The following is an 18,895-nucleotide window of genomic DNA, read 5'->3' on the forward strand; positions in this document are numbered from 1 at the left end:
ATCAGTCCGTTTTACTCGGAAGAGGTCGTGAAGGTCGAGTTTTAGAGTTGTTTGAAGCGCGACCCATGTCACCGGCGCCCACGATACCCTCCGCATGGCACAGTAGCCTCAAGTCGCATTCTCTGCAGATTGCCGGCTCGGGCGGCGTGGTCACCACGAACTCGCGCGCCTGGATGCGACGCACAGTTTCGTCGAAGTAGCGGCCGGCCTCCTCGACGCGCTTCGGGTCGTAGGGCAGGACCATCAGCGCGTCCTCTTTGCGCGGTTCCGAAGTCCAGTAGAGCATCAGCCGATCCACGCGCTTGCCGTGCCGCCGTTCCAGAATATGGGCGTAGGTGCAGAGCTGGCGCTCGTAGGCGGCAATCAGCTCAGGGCTGTCTTTCGGACGTGGCGAGGTCTTGAAGTCTAAAAGCTCCAGTTTCCCATCCCCGCCGAGCAGGAGGTCCACCTTGCCGGCGAGGATGTAGCCGTCCTTCTCTAGGGACACGTCCACCTCGGTCTGGATCACGCGCCGCATCTCGTCGCGGTTCTGGCGAAAATAGTTCAGCACCTGCGTGAACGCCGCCTCTTTTGCCGCGTCGCCGATGGGCCGCACGTCGCTGAGGCACAGGAAGCGGAACGTGCGCTCGAAAAGCTCGCGGATGCGGGGCTCGTCGAGTGTGTCGAGCTTGCCGTCAAGGGCGATGCGGTGGATCTCCTCGATGGTCTGGTGCACGAGCAGACCGAAGAAGATTACCGCCGAGCGCGAGGGCGTGAAGTCGTACTCGCGGAAGAACTGGTATTGGCGCGGGCAGGTCTCGTAGATCTTGAGGTCGCCGGTGAAGCTGTAGGTCTTCTTCACCGGCATCCGCTCGCGTGCCTCGAAGCGCTGAGCGGCCAGCAGGTCCTTCTGTACGTAGGGCCACTGCGGCAGTCCCTCCCAGATGGGTGCGAAGTGGTCCTTCGGGGTCTCGTGGGCGGTGAGCACGAGCAGCTTCTGCGGCCGCGAGAAAGCCACATAGTGCAGGCGCATCCGGTCGAAAAGGGTGATGCGATTCTCCGGCTCGAAGGGCGGCCGGTGGTAGAAGGGTGTGAGGTCGCGGTCGATCTGCTTGGGACTTGAGAGCTGTGTGCTGAGCGAGCCGACGACCACCACCGGGAACTCAAGCCCCTTAGCCTGGTGGATCGTCATCACCTGCACGTGTCCCTTGGGGAAGGGCTGGTCCGGGTCTTCGTACTCGTTGATCCCGCCGTCGTAGAGCAGGCGCAGGAAGCTGTTGAAGAAGTGGAAGCGGAGGAACTCGCGGTTCTTGTGGGTTACTACGGTGTAGTGGTAGTAGCTTTGGAAGATGCTGAGGAGCTGGGAGAAGATCGCGAGGTTGCGGGCGGTGTTCTCGTTCCGCACCGCAGTCTTAAACGGGTCGAGCGCGAGCAGGCGGTAGAAGTAGTCGGCTGGGCGAAGGTCGAGCGTCTCGCTTTTCTCGGGCGTCTCGATCTCGCCGGTCCATCGTTGGAGGGCGTCGGCCAGAGGATGCGGAGCGCCGAAGCGACGGCCGAGTTGGACGATGGCGTCGTCCACGTAGGCAGCGAGTTCGGCCACTGCACCGCCTACCTGCCCGCGGCCGTTGCCGTGCCATCCGAACAGTACGGCGAAGCAGGCAACCAGGTCACGGACTTCCGGAATCTCGAAGTACGCGCGGGCACGGGGGCAGAATGCCGGGATCCCTTTGGCCGCGAGCGCGGCCAGATAGGGGCCACTGTGCTCCTCACGAACGCTATGCAACAGGAGCGCAACCTGGCTGTAGTCCGCGATGACCTCATTTTTCTTAAGGAAGTCAACTAGGTCGGCGAAACGGGCGGCCTCGTCGCGCCTGTCCTTGCCCCAGATCGCGATGACGGCCGGATAGGAGGGATGGGCGGCCGCTGGATCGGCCTCGATGGTCTTGTCGTACCGGAATGACGGGCCGTGTGGGTTGGACCAGTCGGCCGAAGCCATCCAGCGGTCATAGCGCTCTACGATCGCGCGGTGCGAGCGGTAATTGGTCGTCAATTTCACCACCTTGCAACCCGGCATCCGCTGCGGGAACTCGAGGATGTTGCGCACGGTGGCCCCGCGAAAGCGATACAGGCTTTGGTCCTCATCCCCCACTACGCAGAGATTGCGTGTCTTCTCCGTGAGCTTGAGGAGAAGCTGCTCCTGGATGTAGTTGGTGTCCTGGTACTCGTCCACGAGGACGTAGCGCAGGTCACGAGTCACGGCGTCCGCAGTGTCTGGATCGCTCAGCAGGTCGTACACGAGACGCTGCAGGTGCGCAAAGTCGGTCCGGTTGGCGTTGAGAAGCGCGCGCTCGTAGCGACGGTATGCATGGCCGATAGCCACATGGAACGGGTCAGCGGAGGCGATGAGCTGTGCTGGATCGACGAGCTCTTCAGTAATCTTGTTGAAGTAGCCGCGTGCGCCCTCAATCGCGGTCCAGCGAGTCTTCCAACGCCCAAGAAAAAAGCCGTTCTCCGCCGGCCCGATGATCTCATCGAAGTGTTCGAAGATAAAGAGAAGCTGCGTGAGCTCGTCGAGCGTATCGAAGCCATGACCAAGGTTGGTGCGATGGCGATGCTGCAAGAGGATGCGATTGCAGAAGCCGTGGATCGTGGAGACGGTCAGCTCCGAAAGATCGCCGGTGTAGCCGACCTTGCGAGCGGCGGTGGCCAAGCGGTCGCGCATCTCGAAAGCGGCCTTCTCGGTGAACGTGCAGAGCACCAGTTGCCGCGGCAGCGCTTTCCCCAACAGCAGCAGATTCAGCGCACGAAGCACGATGCTGTAGGTCTTGCCGGAACCGGGGCCGGCGATCACGAGGAGCGGGCCGTCGAGATGAGCGACGATGGTCCGTTGTGCGTCGTTGAGGTCTTGGTAGTGTTTCGTGATGGTGGGCGCGATGTTCATAACAGTCCCGCCTTCCGAAAGCTGAATGTGTCTTGTGCCGATACGATCAGATGATCGACCACTTTGAGATGCACCGTCTCCGCGGCGAGGACGATGGCCCGAGTGAGCACCTTGTCGTGCTCGCTCGGCTTAAGGTCGGCGTTCGGATGGTTGTGCGCGAGCACGATCGCTGCAGCGCCGCGCTTGAGCGCCGCTTCGATGACCTTGCGTGGGTAGACAGTCGCGCGATCGATTGTGCCCTCCTCCAGCCTTTCCACGCCGTCGCGCAATAGCCGATAGCCCGAGTCCAGATAAGCGACCTCGAAGACCTCGTTCTTCAGTGCGCCGATCCGCATGCGCCAGAACTCGGAAAGCCGTTCCGGATCCGCGAACGAGTCAAGCCGCTCGGCACTCTGCTGGAGATAGAGCGTCGCAGCCGCCTTGATGATCTGCAGCGCAACCGGCGTGACGCTGCCGATGCCGGGCACCGCCCGCAGCTCCTCAATGGGCGCGTCCAGGATGCCGCGGAGATTGCCGAACCGCGCGATCAGCGCCTTGGCCGGCTGCTTCACATCGGCACGAGGAATCGCCAGCGTCAGCAGCAGCTCGACCACCTCATAGTCGGCAAAGCCAGCCAGCCCTGACCTAAGGAAGCGATCACGAAGACGCTGTCGGTGACCGCGATAGTTCCGTTCGCTTTCATTCATATTTCCCCCACGCGAAGTTGGCGTTGCCCGTCGGTGGCACACCGTATTTCCAGCGCTTGTCGTCGCGGAGGCACTCGCCGCCCCACTTGGAGACGTTGGAGGGCGGGGTTGTCGCGTTCGATGGCGGTCATGGCGTCGGCCATCCGCCAGAGCTGTGCTTCGTAGCCCAGCGTCGCGGTGCTTGAAGCTCCATCTCGATTGCGTTGCGATGTCATGGTGTGTTTTCTTCGAAGTGCAATGCAAATTTCGCCACAAGAGCTATTGCTGTTCCCACTTCGGGCACAGGACTATGGGGATGCAGCCGAGATGGTGCTGTCCCGCACCACTAAGGTAATGCTGTAGCCCAAGCGCGAGAATTAAAAGTGGGTGTACTTATCATTGAAGTGGCTTTGGCTATAAATGTCGTCACCGTGAGGCATTTGTGGATGCTGAATCTCAACGTTGAGCGCTCGGCCATCATCTACCGTGGTGTCGTAGGTTCTCAACCGATTCGTGATCGTTGTCTCGTGCCTTTGGGAGTCACGGGTAGTGAGCGAGAGCTTAAGTTCTCGAATGTAGGCGCCAAAAAATTCCATCTCCTCAAACCGCGCGGAAATGGTAATTTCAGCCTTGTGCTTTTTGGGTGGTTGCATGGCTATGCAAATAGATGGTGGAACAACGATAATGGCAATTGTGAAACGAACAAAGTAGGATTCCATTGAGAGAGCGCTTTCGCACCCACTGTCCGATAGGAGCAGCGTGGATATGCCGCGGTAGGTTGTGTTCTGTGCGTTGGCAAAATGAAAACGCTCACCGGCATTGATGCTGACCGAAAGGGTACTCCACAGGCAAAATTACCCGAACATGTAGAGAATTTCGCAAGTAGGCACGTGCCAATCCGAATGGAAGGGGATAGTGCACCAGATAGTGGGAGGAAATCGCAAGTGGTGGGAGAGAGTGACGCGACCCTTCCGAACAGGGCGCACTCTACGCGAGCAGAACACGATTATGCACGATCCCACCAGGCAACGATGTGGGCAGGCTTGGGGAGAATCCTGTTGGCGAGCCAATCGACGAGTCGCCATAGCCAGTGTGGAACGCATCCGAGCAGAACATGCGTCCGTGCAATGAGCAAGGCTTTGTTCCCAAACGTTGTATAGCCGAACCGTCCCTGGCGCAGATACGAGGCGAGTCGGTGTTCGTCGAAACTGTTCAAGTGAGCGTGGATCGGTGTGGGCTGGTTGCAGTGGATGCAGAGGACGTAGCGAATGCGCTCCCGATACGGTGTGGAGATGAGCACACGTCCACCCGGCCGGACAACACGCCACATCTCGTCGAGCACTCGCTCCGGTTCTGGGAGATGTTCGATTACTTCGGACGCAACAGCACAGTCGAACGTAGCGTCGGCAAACGGGAGTCGCTCGCCGTGTGCGACGACTGCTTCGAGCTGCGCCCATTTCGTCTTGAGTCCTTCCTTGCGCTCGATTTCCTCGCCCTCGGTCACCTCCTCAAATTCCGCGTCAAGCCGCGGCTTGAGTTCCTCCGGCAGATCGAGCTTGGCCAAGCGGCTTTCGTAGTAGATGGGCACGGTCGCGCCGTCCTCGACCGCGCGCTGAATGTCGTAAATGCTGATGTAATCGCCGAACACGGCCCGCGTGTTGGCGTCGGCCAGCTCGATCGGCGTGCCGGTGAAACCTATGAACGAGGCGTGCGGCAGGGCGTCCCACATGTGGCGCGCGAAGCCGTCAATGAAGTCGTATTGGCTCTTGTGCGCCTCGTCGTTGATGACCAGGATGTTTTGCTTGTTGCCCAGCTCTTTGAGCACCCGCCGAAGAACGCTGTATCACTTTCCACGCCGCGTTGCACGACGCTTTTCGAGCGGCTGTCGTCCTGCGGCTGGAAAAGATGCCAATTGGTGATTTGGAAGCGCCCCTGCTGCAGCCGTTCCAGCATCGCGCGCGGCACCAGGTCGAATTTTTCGTAGTAGTTACCACTTTTCCAGGGGAGAAGCACTTGCAGGCGTTCGCGGATGGTGAGATTGGGGCATACCAGGAGCACCGCATCGGAGAATCGCCGGTCCTGAGGGTTGGCCAGCTTGTTGAGCACCTGGTGGGCGATCACCAGCCCATGCTGGGAACCGAAGCTGATGGCAACGCGCAACACATTCCCATTCTGCCGACATTCGGCTTCGGCATGCAGGTAGCCCAGGTTGAGCGGGCGGATGCTCTCCAGCTCTAACCTCTTGCCGGTGGGAAAGAGCACGTCGCCCTGCTGTTTGAGCAGGTTGATCATCGGCGTGAGATAGTCACCGCCGCCCTGACAGTTGCTTGGAAAATGGATGGCCTTCACGGCTGCGTGCTTGAGGTCCCGGTGCTCGAGATGGAACTTGCGTGGTGGCGTGACCAGATTTACTATCGCATAATCCCATTAGTCTTGAATTCCCTCTTGCAAGTACGCTGGACGCGGGAACCGGATTTTCACCGGCTGACGAAATGTGGCGTGGCTAATCACGAGTTCGCCTTTCTGCAAGCGTGAGACGTTGGCTTTGACGGCTGGGTCAAGAAAACGGTACGCTGGCGAGGAAAGTTCAGCCGAGCCGCTGCGACCGATGACCATCGTCGAACAGTTGCCAACGACGCGCTCGTGCACGGCGCTCATGAATTGTTCCGCACCTAAGAGCACAACTCCAAGCGAACGCCCGCGCTCGGCAATGTCTAACACCTGCTCAATGATGGGTGATCCTTTTTCGCGGGCAGGCGCATACTTGTTCAGTTCGTCCACAAAGATGATCACCTTCTCCGGCAAATTCTCGTTCTCGCTCCCTTCCTCGGCGTAGAGGGCGTAGATGGTGCGCAGGATGTCTCCGAAAACGAGCGTCTGTTCATCATCGGCCAGGCGGGCGATGTCAACGACGATTGTCTCCCCGCCGCGTATCCTGGCGATCTCCTGGCTCAGATTCTTGACGTCCCGGGGACGGTGGTCGACGAAAATCCCGGTCTGGCGGGTCTCTACGGTGCGCCTCAGCAGGCGTCGAAACCGGCCGACGGAGACGGCGCGGACGTCGCCTACTTGCTGGGCCTGGCCGTCCTTGACCAGTGGTTCGCCGTTCAGCAGGCTGTTCCAATCGGTTACACCTTTCCATTTGCCTGTTGGCCCCCACTGTCCCGTTTTAGGATCGGAAAGCCCCTGGTTAATCTCGCCGATCAGTGCGCCGACGGTGTCCCACGGATCGGGAATGTTGGAGAGGAGCAAATCCAGTTTGTTGTACGTGTCCGCCAGCGAGTAGGCATAGAGATACCAGTCGCGCTCCGGGAGGCGGAAACTGTTCGGCCTGCCGTCATTGTGCGTCGTCTTGCCGTGTGGCAACAGATAGCGCACGTTGCTGAACGGCTGGGGCGTTAGACCAAGCGCTTCCCAAAGCTGATGCTCCTCCGGAGGAAGCCTTGCGCGCGGGGGCTGGTCAATCGTGAGCAGGTCGCCGTGCTTGACGTTCAGAATGATGACGCCGATGCGATCGCGGTTTTGGGCCTTTTGCAAGATGGACTGAATGAGAAAGATGGCATAGGACGTCTTCGTGGCCAACCCTGAGATGCCGGTGATGTTGACGTGCGCGCCCTCGGGTCCGAGAATGTAGCGACTGTCGAGATAGACGACGGCACGGGTTCCGTTGGACATCTCAATCAGCCCTGCCGGCACGCGATACCGCTCCGGCACCTGGTCAACGCCCAACGCCGTGTGAATGCCCGTCTCATCGGCAAAGCGTACCGGCCGGTCATTCATCACAGGCATGTAGATGTCTCGATCGTTTGAGAGGACAGCCGCGTGCGCAACGGTCGTGCCTTGGCGCACCGTGTTCGGCTCAACCGACACCTGCCCAAAATCGTTCGAGATGAAGTTGGACAGATGCGTCGGCGCATCGGTGCTGTGCTCCAGCGTGGTGACGATGCCAAACGTGCGACTTGTCCCATCAGGAGCCACTTGCTCTGCCTCCACAATATCGAAGGGGTTGACGATGACCCCTGGCGCAAGCCAGAAGCAGAAACTATCGGATGTGGTTGGCTGATTGGCTGTTGCCGAAGAAAGTCCAATCACTGGGTGCTCTGCGGACATGGCGATTCACCTCCATTTGAGAAACTGTTGCACGGCCTCTCGTGAGAAGAGGCTCTCTTTGACGGCGCGCTCGGAGAGAAAGATGGGGTACAGATGCGCATGCCAGCGGCGATCTTGTCCATGTGGAGTGACGTTGCGCTCCGCTACCAGGGCGCGCGAGATTTTGTCAATCAGATCAGAAGGAACCGGCTGCTGAGAAGGGTTCGCCAGTTCGACTTTGACGACGCCCATCAGCGGGTAATCCAGGTACGTTTGCTCTCGCAGACGGACGTACCAGAATACCACCTTGCCGCCGCGCGCACTGAATGCGGCGGTGCGGTGTTCCGCTTGCAACTCCGATAGCAGTTTGTAGATAGAGCGGCGCTCGGCGCGCGGCCCTCGACCAAATACGAACTGCGGGTCTTTGCGGAAGTTCTTGGCTACGCCGACTACAGGCTTGATTTGGTTGCCGCTGCCTAGCTGCGCCAAGGTCGGCTCAAACAGCAGAGAGCCATCTACCACGAGCCACTGCTCTTGTGAAAGTTGTGGCAAGATCTCCTTGATGATCTCTGCTTCTAACTTGTGCATAGCGAAACGCACTTTGCCGGCCGCCTTATTTCGTAGATCGAAATCCGTCAGCACGCCGCTCACGATATCGCGCTCGGTGAGGTCCACCAGGTCTATCTCCGCCTGCTGGGCAAGTGTTTCCAGCTTCGTCCACACTTCTTGGGAAAGGCGGTCTTTACCCGCGAGCAGGATGTTTCGTATCTGGAGAGCCTCACGGCGCACCGAGCCGTCGTCCTCGCGGCGCAGCACGCACGCGCCGATTTGCGCATAGTGCACTGGCGATTCGCGCTCGTTTTCCAGTACCGTGCCCAGAAAGTACGAGCGGAACGAGCCATCGAGGAAGTAGCGAAAGAGATGGTGCTCGGTGCGCTTGAGCGGTGGCACAGGGCGATACAGACGCGGAGGGCCCGAGGGATCGCGCTCGAAAATCGTCTCAAAGACTTTTTCCTCCTCGTTCAGCGCCTGGTCCTCGCGCTCCTCGAAGTCGGGACGTTCCAGGTCTTCCACGGCACCGCCGACGGCGGGGAGCGTCTCCACGTCCTGAGCGATTTCCTTCAGCATGTGACGCAGGTGTTGCAGGGCTCTCATGGTTGCTCCTCGGCTTGCGGCTCTTCTTGTCCTGCCAGCTCGCGCAGGCTCTGCTGGATTTCGCGCAGCTCGTCATCGCTCAAGCCCCAAAGTTTCGCCGCCTGGCGGTCAATCTCCGCCTCAATCTCCCGCAACCGCATCTCATCGCCGGCTTTCGCCGCCTTATGTGCCTGCTTGGACAACTCCGCTAACTGAAGGTGCACGGGATTTTTCGGGTCAAAACGAGGGATGCGGATGTGTTTAAGGATGTGGGGGTCTCCGAAACTTTTTCCGCCTTCTTGCGAATATGCCCTCGCAGCAAAGTTAGCCGAAGAAGAGTTGAGCAGCGCACAGATATAATGGGCTTCCTCTTCGCTCTCGCAGGCAACCAGTGTCACGATATGCTGGGGGACAATGATTTTGCCTTCAGCCGATCCTACAACAGCCGCCTTCAACGCAGAAGCTATGTTCGGCCACACCACCTTCCACGGGGCGAAAGTGTAGTCGCCGACATCAAACAGGGAGTAGAACGGTCCTGTTTCCACGATGCGACCGTTTTTGTCCTTGCGGGTGAAGTAGCGCTTTAAGGCGGCGCGCTCCCGCAACACCTCCTCAAAGCGCTTCAGGTAGCCGTAGGTGCGGGGGTATTGAGTCTGCATCTCATTTTCGGGGATTGCCTTAAGCCCCATTCCCGGCAAGTGAGTAATCAAAATCCATGCCGACGGTTGGGCTTTCCAACGACGGACATCCCGCCCGCGCAGGAGCGGGTAGAGCAGGTCAGGCTCAATCGGTTCGGTCACCTCCTGCACTTTCACCTTTGCGCCTTCGGTGATGTTGCGAACTACTACCAACCCATCGGGACGCTTATTGATATTAACCCAATAAACGGCGTTGGCACCGCCGGTGTAGGCGCCTGCGTGGGCCTGGTAGTCCGACATACCAAGCACCCTGCGGATGGCTTTGAGCGCCTTAGGGCGTGCGGTCAGCCAGGGGGATGTTGGGTCCTTTGGGTCAACGGGTTCAGCTTTAAAATGCAGGCGTTTCGTGGCAGCTTCGACTTCGTTCAGCGTGCTGTCGTATGTAAAACGAGCCCCTTTGGTCTTGCGCCACAACGTGTAGGCGACGGGATACTGGGTTGGCTTCCCTTTCTCCAACACCATCACCGCCGTTCGGTTGGAAGCGCCCTCGAACGGATTGAGGCTCACCATGTCGTCCACGTGCACCACGCGCAGAGGCGTCGCCTTTCCCTTGCCTTGGGGAATCTGAAGGCGGCGGAAGCCTTGTCCTCCCCCACCTGTCTTGAACACAGACTGGGTGATGACAAAACCGAGCCGGCCATTGTCCTTGAGTAACCTGTCCATCACAGTGTACGTCATCAACACTGAGATGTCGTCTTTGGACTTGCCCAAAATGGCGTCGAAACCCTTATGGCGAAAGAGGTCATAGCGTGCCCACAACGGCACAATAGATCGCCGATACCCATCGGGTAAATGCTCCCAATTGACCCACGGCGGATTGCCGACGATGTAGTCGAACTGTCCGACGGCGAGCGGGGCAAAGTTGTTCTTCAAGAGGCGTGCCCACAGCCCGTTCATCCCGCGGCGGTGGAGCTCGAGCATCTTCTCGTAGAGCTCGCGTGTGAGGGAGACGGCGCGGTCGTCCCACCCCCACTCCGACCCGCTACTGGGAGACACTCCGTGCTCGACCCGTTTGATGAAACTATCCGCCCCCAGACCGGCGCGCAGGCTGTCTTCCAAGATGTCACAGAAGCGATCAAAACGTCCCGGCACGCAAAGAACGGCGGGCACCAGGAACTGCCCGACTGCGGTGGGGAATTCATAGGCGTCGTGGCTAAAGAGTTCCTCGCCCAGCGTCGGTGTGCGCACCGAATCGGCCAGATAGATTGGGATGGTGACTTCGCCTTTGCGATATTCAAGCAGGTCAGCAATCGCCAGCAGATAGTTCACGCGCGCCGTCAGCACCGCCAGCGGGTTTAGGTCAAAGCCGACGACGTTGTGTAGGATGCTTTCCAGCAAGTCGCTTTCCTGCACCAGCAGCGTCCGGCCCAACTCCAGCATCCGCGCGATGATGAGAATCGGAAATGTACCGGAGCCGCAAGCCGGGTCAAGGAAGCGCGTGCGTAGGACCTTCTGGCGCAGCACAGCCTCTGTAACTTTCCTTCCAGGTTCGAAAAGGTCGCCAGCCACTTGCACGAGTAATCGTTGCGCCAGCCAGTCCGGGGTGTAATACTCGCCCAAATTGTGGCGGATCTCGCGTGGCAGGAGGTAGTGATAGAGTTTCTTAAATAGGTCGCGCGTCTCTTCTGGCAGCAGGGTCAGCGTTGTGGGATCGTATTCGTCCAATCGTTTGATGATTTCCCGCAAGGCAGCTTCGATTTTGTCGTTCCAAGCGTAGAGATACCAGGCGAAAAAGTCTCCTTCGAGCAGGTTGAGGATGCCATAGGCGCGGAAGATGCCGCCGGATTCCATCTCTTGCAAACTGCGGTAAATCGTCTCGCCATCTGCGGAGGTCAGGCTGGCAAACGAAGGCGCGCCCATTTTGCCCCCCATGTGCCGCGAGAGCGCCAGCCAGGCGAGCAGTTTGACGAGCAGGGCGAAGTAGGTGTGCAGAACAAAAAAGAAACGTTCTGCCTCTGCCGGGGTCTCGATTTTTAATCCAGCCTTGCGCACCCACTTTTTCAGCGGCTCCAGCTTGCGACCGCCGAATGCCTCAGAATAATCAATCGCCTCGCTGAAAAAGAGCCGCCACTGTTCGAACAATTTGGCAACCAAGCCATCGGTAGACTCGAGGGCGGGACCAAGCGCCCGGAACAAGCCTCGCAGGATATTCTGCGTGCGCAGTTGCTCGATGGCAAAATCGCGGGTGAGGTTTTCGGGGGTCAGGGCGATGCCTGACGACAGACCTGCTAACCAGGTCAGGAAGCGCTCCAGTGAGTGCAGGTTCACATCAACAGGGGTCTCTTCTGTCAACCTCCCGTTGACGTAGCGGACGAAGATAAGGAGGCAACCATCAAAAGCGACCCCAGCCAGACGCTCGATTTGATGACGCTCTTTTTTCGCCAGCCCTTCAAGATAGTCTTTGACCTGCTGGACCGCTTGGCGCGTGGCGGCGTCGGGAATTTTCTTGAGCTTGCCGGGGCGTTCATACTCGATTACCATGCGATTAAAGACGGCGTCGGCTCGTCCGGTGGCAAGGGTATACTCCGCACGGGCCAGAGAAGTGTCACCGATCTGCTCGCAAAACTGCACTAACAGCGGATCAATCACCCGACGAAAATCCGCTTCGCTCAGCTTGGAGCGGTGCACGTCTTGCAATGCATCGTGCATCTTTCGGCTCCATTGACGAACCTTTAGCTCTAAGGCTTCAGGCTGCATAATCCTCTCTCCTCTCAGCAGGCACCTGGAGCAAGGAGTTCGCACAGCCAACTTCACGCTTGCAGAATTGAATCTGTCTGTCAGCGGACAGGGACGTCTCACCGAAGAGGTCGAGTTGCGGCTCCGGCTTCTTTACCGCCTCCACGATCGCCCGCGGGAGATGCGTTCGTGGATGTGGAGCGGCACCACGTCCACCTCGAACGAGGTGTGTTCGGCTTTGCCAGCCCAGACGAGCTGCGGGTCCAGGTGGGGCTCGTAAGTGTAGTGCGTGGTCTGCCGCTCGCGGACTTCGTACGTGGGCGCGACGCCAGCGGGCGGGTTGTTCGGGCGCCGGGCGTCAGCGTGGCGGAAGTCGCGCACGCCGTTCGGGTCTATCTGATGCGTCTTCATTTTGCGTGGCATTGAACTCACTCCATGGCAAAACTATGGCACTGCAGTCTCATTGCACGGATGTTCCTATCCAGAGTTATCCCAAGGTTGCGCTCGAAGCAAGCGTTTGAGCACCTCTTCGTGCTGTTGCATCGTCGAGAGCAACAGGCCGAAGCCGCGCACGATTTCCTCCCGATTAGTTTTTCAGAAGCTTCTCACCCGCCATAGTCCAGTTCCTTGGAGTTGGCGGCGCGGATCGTCGCGCGGCCACAGCGGCAACCCACGTTGCCGCAAGAAGTCCTCGTAGTCTCGGCGCAGCTCCTCCAAACTGGTGCGGGCAACGTTGGTCAGTTTCATTTCCATGTTCTTCGATGTACCGGAGACGACGCTGCCTTTGGCAATAGTTTGCACGCCCGTTCGCGCTGCTTGCACATTTGATCATGAGTGCGGCAGGGCGTCGCACATGTGGCGGGCGAAGCCATAGCTGAAGTCGCACTGGCAATCACACGCTGTGGCCTTCGCCGCTCAGTGCTCGCCGGTCCGCAAGCGTGGAAACCAACCGGATCGTCTGTTGCAGTTCCCTGAGGCGGCGCTCATTGACCGTGTAGCCCTTGAGGATGTGGTCACGCAGCACCTGAGTAGCTCAGATACGGAACTGGGTGCCGCGCTTGGAGTTGACCCGGTAACCGACCGAGATGATGGCGTCCAGACTATAGAACGCGACAGGCTTGTCCGAACCGGGAATGTGCATTTTTTGCACATTGCTTTTTTCTTCAAGCTCTCCGCTTTGAAAGATGTTGCGCAAATGCTTTGTGATAACACTTCGTTCCGTATCGAAAAGGAGAGCCATTTGCTTCTGGCTGAGCCAAATGGTATCCCTTTCCAGGCGGACGTCCAGCTTGACCGAGCCGTCGGGCGCCTGATAAAGCACAATCTCGCCGCCTTGGGCAGCCAGCGGTTCTCGGATCACCTGATGCTTCGATGTTGATTTACTCTTCGCCATTCGCCTCTTCCTGCGAATCTACGGTTGCGAGCTCTTCGGCAACAGGCTCTTCTTCCTCAGTTCCAGCCTCCTCCTCAGGCGGCTCATAGGGCAACTGTACCGCGACCTCGCGCACATCCACCTTGCCGGTGACCACGTCGGCGATGAGCCGCTCGCGGTATTCGCGCAACAGTTCGATTTCCCGGCGGGCGGCGGCGATGGCGGCGTCGAGCTTGGATGTCTGGGCGTCGAGGTACTCGACGATGGCGGTTTGTTCGGGGAGGGGGGGAAGAGGCACACAGAATCGGCCAAGCATGCTGCGGCTGACACGGTCTCTAGTACTTCCGCGAACAAGCGAGCCTATCCACTCTAGGTAGACTGGTGATGACATCGCATACACCAGGAATGCCGCGATTGCACTTTCGTTCGGCTTCAGAATGCACACATCGACCGACGCGATCATGCGTACTCCGAGGTTGGGCGCCAAACACGCTCGCCCAACCGGATCACCGAGGCGGCAAATTAGAACGTCTCCCGGCATGATCTCAGTGCACCTGAATGCAACAAACGTCTCTTCGTCGATGAAGCGGAATTCCTTCTCCCTGTAGTGACCGATACCAATGTTTCCTGTCTGAATCAGTCGGATTCCTTCAGCTCTTATATATGGACTCTCGATCCAGTCGCCGTCTACAAAGGTCTTGTATCCCTTTCCCGCAAGGCTCTTGATTGTGCGTACCTCCCAATGCTCCGGCACGTGGCCCAGCCACGGGACGCCGGAGTCCTTGTAGGCCGGGTACGGCTTGCCGGTGCGGACGTCGATCTTGCCGGTGACGGCCTGGTGGATGAGGGCCTGACGGTATTCTTCGAGCAGCTTGATCAGCTTCTGCTTGGCGCGGGTGTAGCGCCGAATCCTCCACGAGAAAATCAATATCGCTTCGTTCGTCAGCCTCACCCCGGATAACGGAGCCGAAAACCCGCACATACCGTGCGCCGTGCCTTGCCGCAATACGCAGTATTTCTTCCCGCTGGGCTTTCAACCGTTCTCCCGGTTTCATGGACAGCTTCCTCATACAGGCGACCGGACGGCCGTGGCCGCGCTGGCGGAGCGTGGCGGCGGCGTGGACTCGCGGTACTGCAACTCGTACAACCGGCGGTAAATCCCATCCGCGCGCACCACGAGTTCCTGATGCGTCCCCATGTGACGAAATCTCCAAAGACACAACACGGTTCATCCCCATGGATTGACTATGGTTCGCCCGTGGCGGCCTGCTCAAATAACTTAGGCGCACCCGACAGGTCCACCGGGATAGACTTCTGACCTGCGGACAGCCGGGCAAAATAGTCCCTCACTTCCTGCTCAGAAAGATGGTTCAGGAACCGAAGCGCCGAACTGGCAACATACTGCGGATTGATTTCCATCGCCATCCACCTCCGTCCAAACTGCTCGGCCACACTTCCTGTGGTGTTTGATCCGGCAAAGATGTCCAGCACCAGATCATCTTCCGTCGTGAGGAACCGGATGAAGAATTCAGGCAAGGCAGGTGGGAAACGGGCTGGATGGGTTTCCGCACCTACAAGCTTCGAGAGGCGCAGGTAAGGAGAGTTGCTTTCGGTATTGGGAATCTGGAGCAGATTCGAGGGGATGGCGCCACCATTGTCCACGGCAAACCCTTGGCTGATGTCGTGACCGGATGGCCGCTCCTTGAGTTGGTAAAACGCCTGCGGATTCTTCAACAGTGTTTTCATACGCCCGGAGTAGGGAACCAGAACCTGTCGGGCGTCCGCCTTCGGCCACTCAGATTTTGAGAACCACTACACGGTGTTGACGGCGTCCTTCACGCGGAGCCGGACTCTAGCTTGCCGTATAGTACGCGATAGTGTATAATAATGCTCATGGAAAGCACTATAAGCACAGGCAAGGCGGCAAAACTCCTTGGTGTCTCGGTCAAGACGTTGCAGCGTTGGGAACGCGAAGGAAGGCTAATTCCGGTGGCCCGAACGGACAGCAACCGCCGCCTCTACACTGAGACGCAGATCCGTGAGTTCATCGGTTTGCGGCAGGCCAACCATGCGCCAACAAAGCTTGTCGCCTACTGTCGGGTATCGAGTGCGGCGCAGAAGCCGGACCTGGCGAATCAGCGCAAAGTGCTGGAAGCGTTCGTGGTGGCGAAGGGATTGGCGGGGGTCGAGTTTATCGAGGAAGTGGGCAGCGGGCTGGACTTCAGGCGCAAGCGGTTTCTGGCCCTTATGGACGAGATTGGGCGACGGGAAGTCAGGATGCTAATCCTCGCTCACCGGGACCGCCTCACCCGTTTCGGCTTTGAGTGGTTCGAACATTACGCCCAAACCCATGGCTGCGAAGTGCTGGTACTCAACCAGGAACGGCTGTCTCCCGAACAGGAAATGGTGCAAGACTTAATGACCATCGTGCGCTGTTTTTCGTCTCGGCTATACGGTTTGAGGAACTATCGAAAGAAGTTGGATGAAGCGCTGAAACAGGATGCGAATGACGTCAAAAAGGCCCAACAATGCAACTGACCCACAAGATTGCTCTTTGTCCGACTCCTGAGCAAGTGGACTACTTCAAGCGCGCCTGCGGCACGGCGCGGCGTGTTTGGAACTGGGCGCTCAATGAGTGGAACAGGCAATACGCAGCAGGCGGCAGGCCAAACGCCATGGCGCTCAAAAAACAGTTCAACGCCATCAAGTACACCGACCCGCAGTGGCTCGATGAGAACGGTCGGCCTTGGTTGCAGGACATTCACCGGGATGCCCACGCCCAGCCGTTTGCCCATCTCGCCAAAGCCTGGGAAAGATTCTTCACCGACCTCAAGGCTGGCAAAGAGGCACACGCACCGCGCTTCAAGAAAAAGGGGCGCTGCCGCGACAGCTTTTACGTAGCCAACGACAAGTTCCGTCTGGTCGGTAAGACGATCCGCCTACCCAAGATCGGCGAAGTCGCCATGACCGAGGAACTGCGATTCAAAGGAAAGATACTGGGCGCAACGGTTTCTCGCACCGCGGATCGTTGGTTTGTGGCAATACAGGTCGAGGTGCCTGATGCGCAATTCTATCGGCGTCGCACGTCGCACGAGGTCAACGGCATCGACCTGGGCATCAAGGCTGCCGCAACGATCTCCAGCGGTGAAGTCATCGAGGCGCCAAAGCCGCTCAAAGCAGCGCTGCGCCGTCTGGAAATCCGTAGCCGACGTCTCAGCCGCAAGCTGGAAGCCGCCAGGAAGGCAGCCGGATTTGAACGCCATGCCCGCCTGCCTGAAGGAACGCGCCTGCCGGTATCGAACAACCGGCAGAAGTCCGCTGCGATATTGGCACGGCTCTATGCCCGCATGGCCAATATCCGAGCGGATTTCACCCACAAGCTCACGACTCGACTCTGCCGCGAAAACCAAGCGTTGGTGATCGAGGATTTAAACGTCAAAGGGATGCTGCAGAACGAGAAACTCGCCCGCGCCATCTCTGACGTGGGTTTTGGGATGTTGCGCTCGCAGTTGGAATACAAGGCCCGGCGCTACGGTACTCATCTTACCATCGCTGATCGCTGGTATCCAAGTAGCCGACTGTGCTCCATCTGTGGCTGGAAGAACGAGGCGCTGACATTGAGAGATCGAACATGGGTGTGTGCTCAATGTGGTGCGCACCATGACCGTGACCTCAATGCGGCGCTGAACCTGAAACGGCTGGCAACCGAAACTGCCCTACCCGTGGCGAGTCCGTCCAGCAATGGCGGCGCTGCGGCGGGGACCGTCCCCGCCGTAGTCGGGAAAGTCACGCCTGTCAGATACGACGGTGGTCAACAGGACACGTCGGGGCAGGAAGAGAACCGTGCGCACTTTTGCGCACATTCTTGATAGCAGAAGCCTGAGAAGGTCCAAGGCATCACCAAGATAGCAGGCACCCTGCCGTGTGGTATAAACCGGCGTCGGTAGCACCCGAAAAGGTGTCGTGGCGGCAATTCCGGTCATGGCATGGCTCCCGGCGTCCAGTCGGCAGCAATCCAGCTCTCCAGGAAATTCCAGAGCACGGAGACTGCGTAGTGAACCTCCGGCCGTTTGCTTTGCAAGGCGGCGACGTAGGGTGTGACGGCTTCCTTCGGAAAATGTGCCAGAGTCCAGGCGGGCCAAGTCGAGCTGGTTTGCTCTGCGAGTTCCGCAATCCTCCCTACTGGTATATTGGGAATCCGGCGCAATGCTTCGGCAACTCCCGCAGCGATGTCGGCAGAGGGATTCTCCAACCCTTTCACGAGCGGGTCCAATCCGATAGCTCCAAGGTCCTGCAGTGCGTGGAGTGCTTCCTGACGAATTTCAGGAGCCACATCTGCAAACGCCTGGACGAGAACCTCTGCGGCTTCTTTGGTTCCGTGACACCCGATTCCCCACGCACAGGCGCTCCGCAGAAAAAGTGGCTGATTGGTGTCGTGAAGGACGGTACACAAAAGATCAAAAGCCGTCGGTGTGTGCGTCTCAGCCAAGGTTACGACGGCCTCCAATCGCATTTCCTCATCAGTGTCTTTCAAGATGGCATCGAACTGTTCTTCAGCAGAGTCTCCAACCACTTCACAGAGGTAAGCTTTCGCCTCCATGCGAACATAGGCATCTTCTTCCCTGTCTTCTGCCAAAGCCCTGACAACACCCTCAAGCTCAGTGGCCTTTGCCAGCCTGGCGAGTTTGCATCCAGTAAAACGAACGGTGCGCTCGCGTGAAGCAAGCAGCCTTGCCATGTCACATCTGCCCGCACAGCGGGATTCGTCAGATGTCAGGGGTTTGACCTGACCGGCAAGTACCTGGTGACGCTGAAAGCGGTCTCCGGCCGCCAGGAATGGGCGTACGTCTTCGGCAAGCCTGAAATGCCAGCGCCTGCCTGGGTTGTCGTCCAACAGATATTCAAGGTGTTCCTTACCTTAACGACGTGGCTGCTGCCGGATGCGAAGCGGGCTTTCCACTTCACCTGAACCTCTGCCCCTTCGCTAATTCCCTTCGGCTTGAGCTGTTCCGGTGTGACCTGCTTGAAAGACTGTACTGTGAACAGGTTTATCCAGTCTTCGACCTGCCAGGCCGTCAAGTGACGTTCTCTCCAGAGGGAACGCTGTTTATGCAGACGGCCTGCGCTCCAAACGCTTTCGTCCGCTGACAGAATGGGAAAGGCAACCCAGTCCGAGTCAAGCATCCCATAGTGCCAGGCCCGCTCCGCCTCACCAGGTGAGTGCGACCTGCTCAACTCTGTCTTTGTCTTTGCTCGCGATTCGATACGAACGCCACATCGTGTGCAACACAGGTCCGGGATGCGAACCCGCTTTCGCTTCACACCACGCCAAATCCGGGTC

At 58.6% G+C, this 18,895-nt stretch carries 18 protein-coding genes and 1 pseudogene; 3 read left to right on the forward strand and 16 right to left on the reverse strand.

The window, feature by feature from the left end:
• Position 1 precedes the first annotated feature (1 nt).
• The 15 genes and pseudogenes from J8C05_RS13005 to J8C05_RS13070 all read right to left on the reverse strand — a co-directional run.
• Positions 2-2,920: an ATP-dependent DNA helicase gene (locus J8C05_RS13005; protein WP_211423940.1), complete on the reverse strand. Its 2,919-nt coding sequence runs from the start codon at positions 2,918-2,920 to the stop codon at positions 2-4.
• Entirely contained in the window at positions 2,917-3,606 is a 690-nt protein-coding gene (locus J8C05_RS13010; RefSeq protein WP_211423941.1) for a JAB domain-containing protein, read from the reverse strand. Before J8C05_RS13010 ends, J8C05_RS13005 begins: the two co-directional genes overlap by 4 nt.
• Positions 3,607-3,962: 356 nt before the next feature.
• The gene (locus J8C05_RS13020; protein WP_211423942.1) at positions 3,963-4,304 is read right to left on the reverse strand and encodes a hypothetical protein; all 342 of its coding nucleotides are present in this window, start codon (positions 4,302-4,304) and stop codon (positions 3,963-3,965) included.
• A gap of 287 nt (positions 4,305-4,591) precedes the next feature.
• Entirely contained in the window at positions 4,592-5,398 is an 807-nt protein-coding gene (locus tag J8C05_RS13025; protein WP_459543875.1) for a methyltransferase domain-containing protein, read from the reverse strand.
• Entirely contained in the window at positions 5,281-5,934 is a 654-nt protein-coding gene (locus tag J8C05_RS15525; RefSeq protein ID WP_246840806.1) for a hypothetical protein, read from the reverse strand. Before J8C05_RS15525 ends, J8C05_RS13025 begins: the two co-directional genes overlap by 118 nt.
• A gap of 78 nt (positions 5,935-6,012) precedes the next feature.
• A complete protein-coding gene (locus tag J8C05_RS13030; protein ID WP_211423944.1) occupies positions 6,013-7,695 on the reverse strand; it encodes an ATP-binding protein in 1,683 nt (560 codons plus the stop codon).
• 6 nt (positions 7,696-7,701) lie between these two features.
• Positions 7,702-8,829: a hypothetical protein gene (locus J8C05_RS13035; RefSeq protein ID WP_211423945.1), complete on the reverse strand. Its 1,128-nt coding sequence runs from the start codon at positions 8,827-8,829 to the stop codon at positions 7,702-7,704.
• Complete coding sequence (locus tag J8C05_RS13040) at positions 8,826-12,203, reverse strand: Eco57I restriction-modification methylase domain-containing protein (protein ID WP_211423946.1); 3,378 nt, start codon at positions 12,201-12,203, stop codon at positions 8,826-8,828. The genes J8C05_RS13035 and J8C05_RS13040 overlap by 4 nt, the downstream gene beginning before the upstream one ends.
• Before the next feature lie 132 nt (positions 12,204-12,335).
• Positions 12,336-12,605, reverse strand: coding sequence for a hypothetical protein (locus J8C05_RS13045; protein ID WP_211424502.1), 270 nt, complete (start codon positions 12,603-12,605; stop codon positions 12,336-12,338).
• A 469-nt stretch (positions 12,606-13,074) separates the two neighbouring features.
• On the reverse strand, positions 13,075-13,206 hold the full coding sequence (locus tag J8C05_RS15650) for a hypothetical protein (RefSeq protein WP_281503766.1): 132 nt from the start codon (positions 13,204-13,206) through the stop codon (positions 13,075-13,077).
• A 9-nt stretch (positions 13,207-13,215) separates the two neighbouring features.
• Entirely contained in the window at positions 13,216-13,575 is a 360-nt protein-coding gene (locus J8C05_RS13050) for a virulence RhuM family protein (protein WP_211423947.1), read from the reverse strand.
• A complete protein-coding gene (locus J8C05_RS13055) occupies positions 13,562-14,308 on the reverse strand; it encodes a restriction endonuclease subunit S (protein ID WP_211423948.1) in 747 nt (248 codons plus the stop codon). The genes J8C05_RS13050 and J8C05_RS13055 overlap by 14 nt, the downstream gene beginning before the upstream one ends.
• Positions 14,205-14,624, reverse strand: a complete 420-nt coding sequence (locus J8C05_RS15800; RefSeq protein WP_459543869.1) for a nucleotidyltransferase family protein — start codon at positions 14,622-14,624, stop codon at positions 14,205-14,207. Before J8C05_RS15800 ends, J8C05_RS13055 begins: the two co-directional genes overlap by 104 nt.
• Positions 14,621-14,752 (reverse strand): ABC transporter ATP-binding protein/permease, encoded by a 132-nt coding sequence (locus tag J8C05_RS13065; protein WP_014101250.1) that lies wholly within the window; start codon positions 14,750-14,752, stop codon positions 14,621-14,623. The genes J8C05_RS15800 and J8C05_RS13065 overlap by 4 nt, the downstream gene beginning before the upstream one ends.
• Before the next feature lie 47 nt (positions 14,753-14,799).
• Positions 14,800-15,354: pseudogene (locus tag J8C05_RS13070) on the reverse strand (DNA methyltransferase); the annotation flags it as partial.
• An 87-nt stretch (positions 15,355-15,441) separates the two neighbouring features.
• On the opposite strand from J8C05_RS13070, the gene J8C05_RS13075 reads away from it, so the two are divergent.
• Complete coding sequence (locus J8C05_RS13075; RefSeq protein WP_459543870.1) at positions 15,442-16,092, forward strand: IS607 family transposase; 651 nt, start codon at positions 15,442-15,444, stop codon at positions 16,090-16,092.
• Positions 16,083-17,423 (forward strand): RNA-guided endonuclease InsQ/TnpB family protein, encoded by a 1,341-nt coding sequence (locus tag J8C05_RS13080; protein ID WP_211423950.1) that lies wholly within the window; start codon positions 16,083-16,085, stop codon positions 17,421-17,423. The genes J8C05_RS13075 and J8C05_RS13080 overlap by 10 nt, the downstream gene beginning before the upstream one ends.
• Positions 17,424-17,533: 110 nt before the next feature.
• Here J8C05_RS13080 and J8C05_RS15540 read toward each other — a convergent pair whose 3' ends face one another.
• Positions 17,534-18,292: a HEAT repeat domain-containing protein gene (locus J8C05_RS15540; RefSeq protein WP_246840808.1), complete on the reverse strand. Its 759-nt coding sequence runs from the start codon at positions 18,290-18,292 to the stop codon at positions 17,534-17,536.
• A gap of 66 nt (positions 18,293-18,358) precedes the next feature.
• On the opposite strand from J8C05_RS15540, the gene J8C05_RS15545 reads away from it, so the two are divergent.
• A complete protein-coding gene (locus tag J8C05_RS15545; protein ID WP_246840809.1) occupies positions 18,359-18,523 on the forward strand; it encodes a hypothetical protein in 165 nt (54 codons plus the stop codon).
• Positions 18,524-18,895: the final 372 nt, after the last annotated feature.

This window comes from Chloracidobacterium sp. N, assembly GCF_018304765.1.
Taxonomy (GTDB): Bacteria; Acidobacteriota; Blastocatellia; order Chloracidobacteriales; family Chloracidobacteriaceae; genus Chloracidobacterium; species Chloracidobacterium aggregatum.

Coding starts and splice junctions, on each gene's coding strand:
- J8C05_RS13005 (WP_211423940.1), bottom strand. CDS start 2,920: ATGAACATCGCGCCCACCATCACGAAACACTACCAAGACCTCAACGAC.
- J8C05_RS13010 (WP_211423941.1), bottom strand. CDS start 3,606: ATGAATGAAAGCGAACGGAACTATCGCGGTCACCGACAGCGTCTTCGT.
- J8C05_RS13020 (WP_211423942.1), bottom strand. CDS start 4,304: ATGGAATCCTACTTTGTTCGTTTCACAATTGCCATTATCGTTGTTCCA.
- J8C05_RS13030 (WP_211423944.1), bottom strand. CDS start 7,695: ATGTCCGCAGAGCACCCAGTGATTGGACTTTCTTCGGCAACAGCCAAT.
- J8C05_RS13035 (WP_211423945.1), bottom strand. CDS start 8,829: ATGAGAGCCCTGCAACACCTGCGTCACATGCTGAAGGAAATCGCTCAG.
- J8C05_RS13040 (WP_211423946.1), bottom strand. CDS start 12,203: ATGCAGCCTGAAGCCTTAGAGCTAAAGGTTCGTCAATGGAGCCGAAAG.
- J8C05_RS13045 (WP_211424502.1), bottom strand. CDS start 12,605: ATGCCACGCAAAATGAAGACGCATCAGATAGACCCGAACGGCGTGCGC.
- J8C05_RS13050 (WP_211423947.1), bottom strand. CDS start 13,575: ATGGCGAAGAGTAAATCAACATCGAAGCATCAGGTGATCCGAGAACCG.
- J8C05_RS15800 (WP_459543869.1), bottom strand. CDS start 14,624: ATGAGGAAGCTGTCCATGAAACCGGGAGAACGGTTGAAAGCCCAGCGG.
- J8C05_RS13065 (WP_014101250.1), bottom strand. CDS start 14,752: ATGGGGACGCATCAGGAACTCGTGGTGCGCGCGGATGGGATTTACCGC.
- J8C05_RS13075 (WP_459543870.1), top strand. CDS start 15,442: ATGCTCATGGAAAGCACTATAAGCACAGGCAAGGCGGCAAAACTCCTT.
- J8C05_RS13080 (WP_211423950.1), top strand. CDS start 16,083: ATGCAACTGACCCACAAGATTGCTCTTTGTCCGACTCCTGAGCAAGTG.
- J8C05_RS15540 (WP_246840808.1), bottom strand. CDS start 18,292: ATGGCAAGGCTGCTTGCTTCACGCGAGCGCACCGTTCGTTTTACTGGA.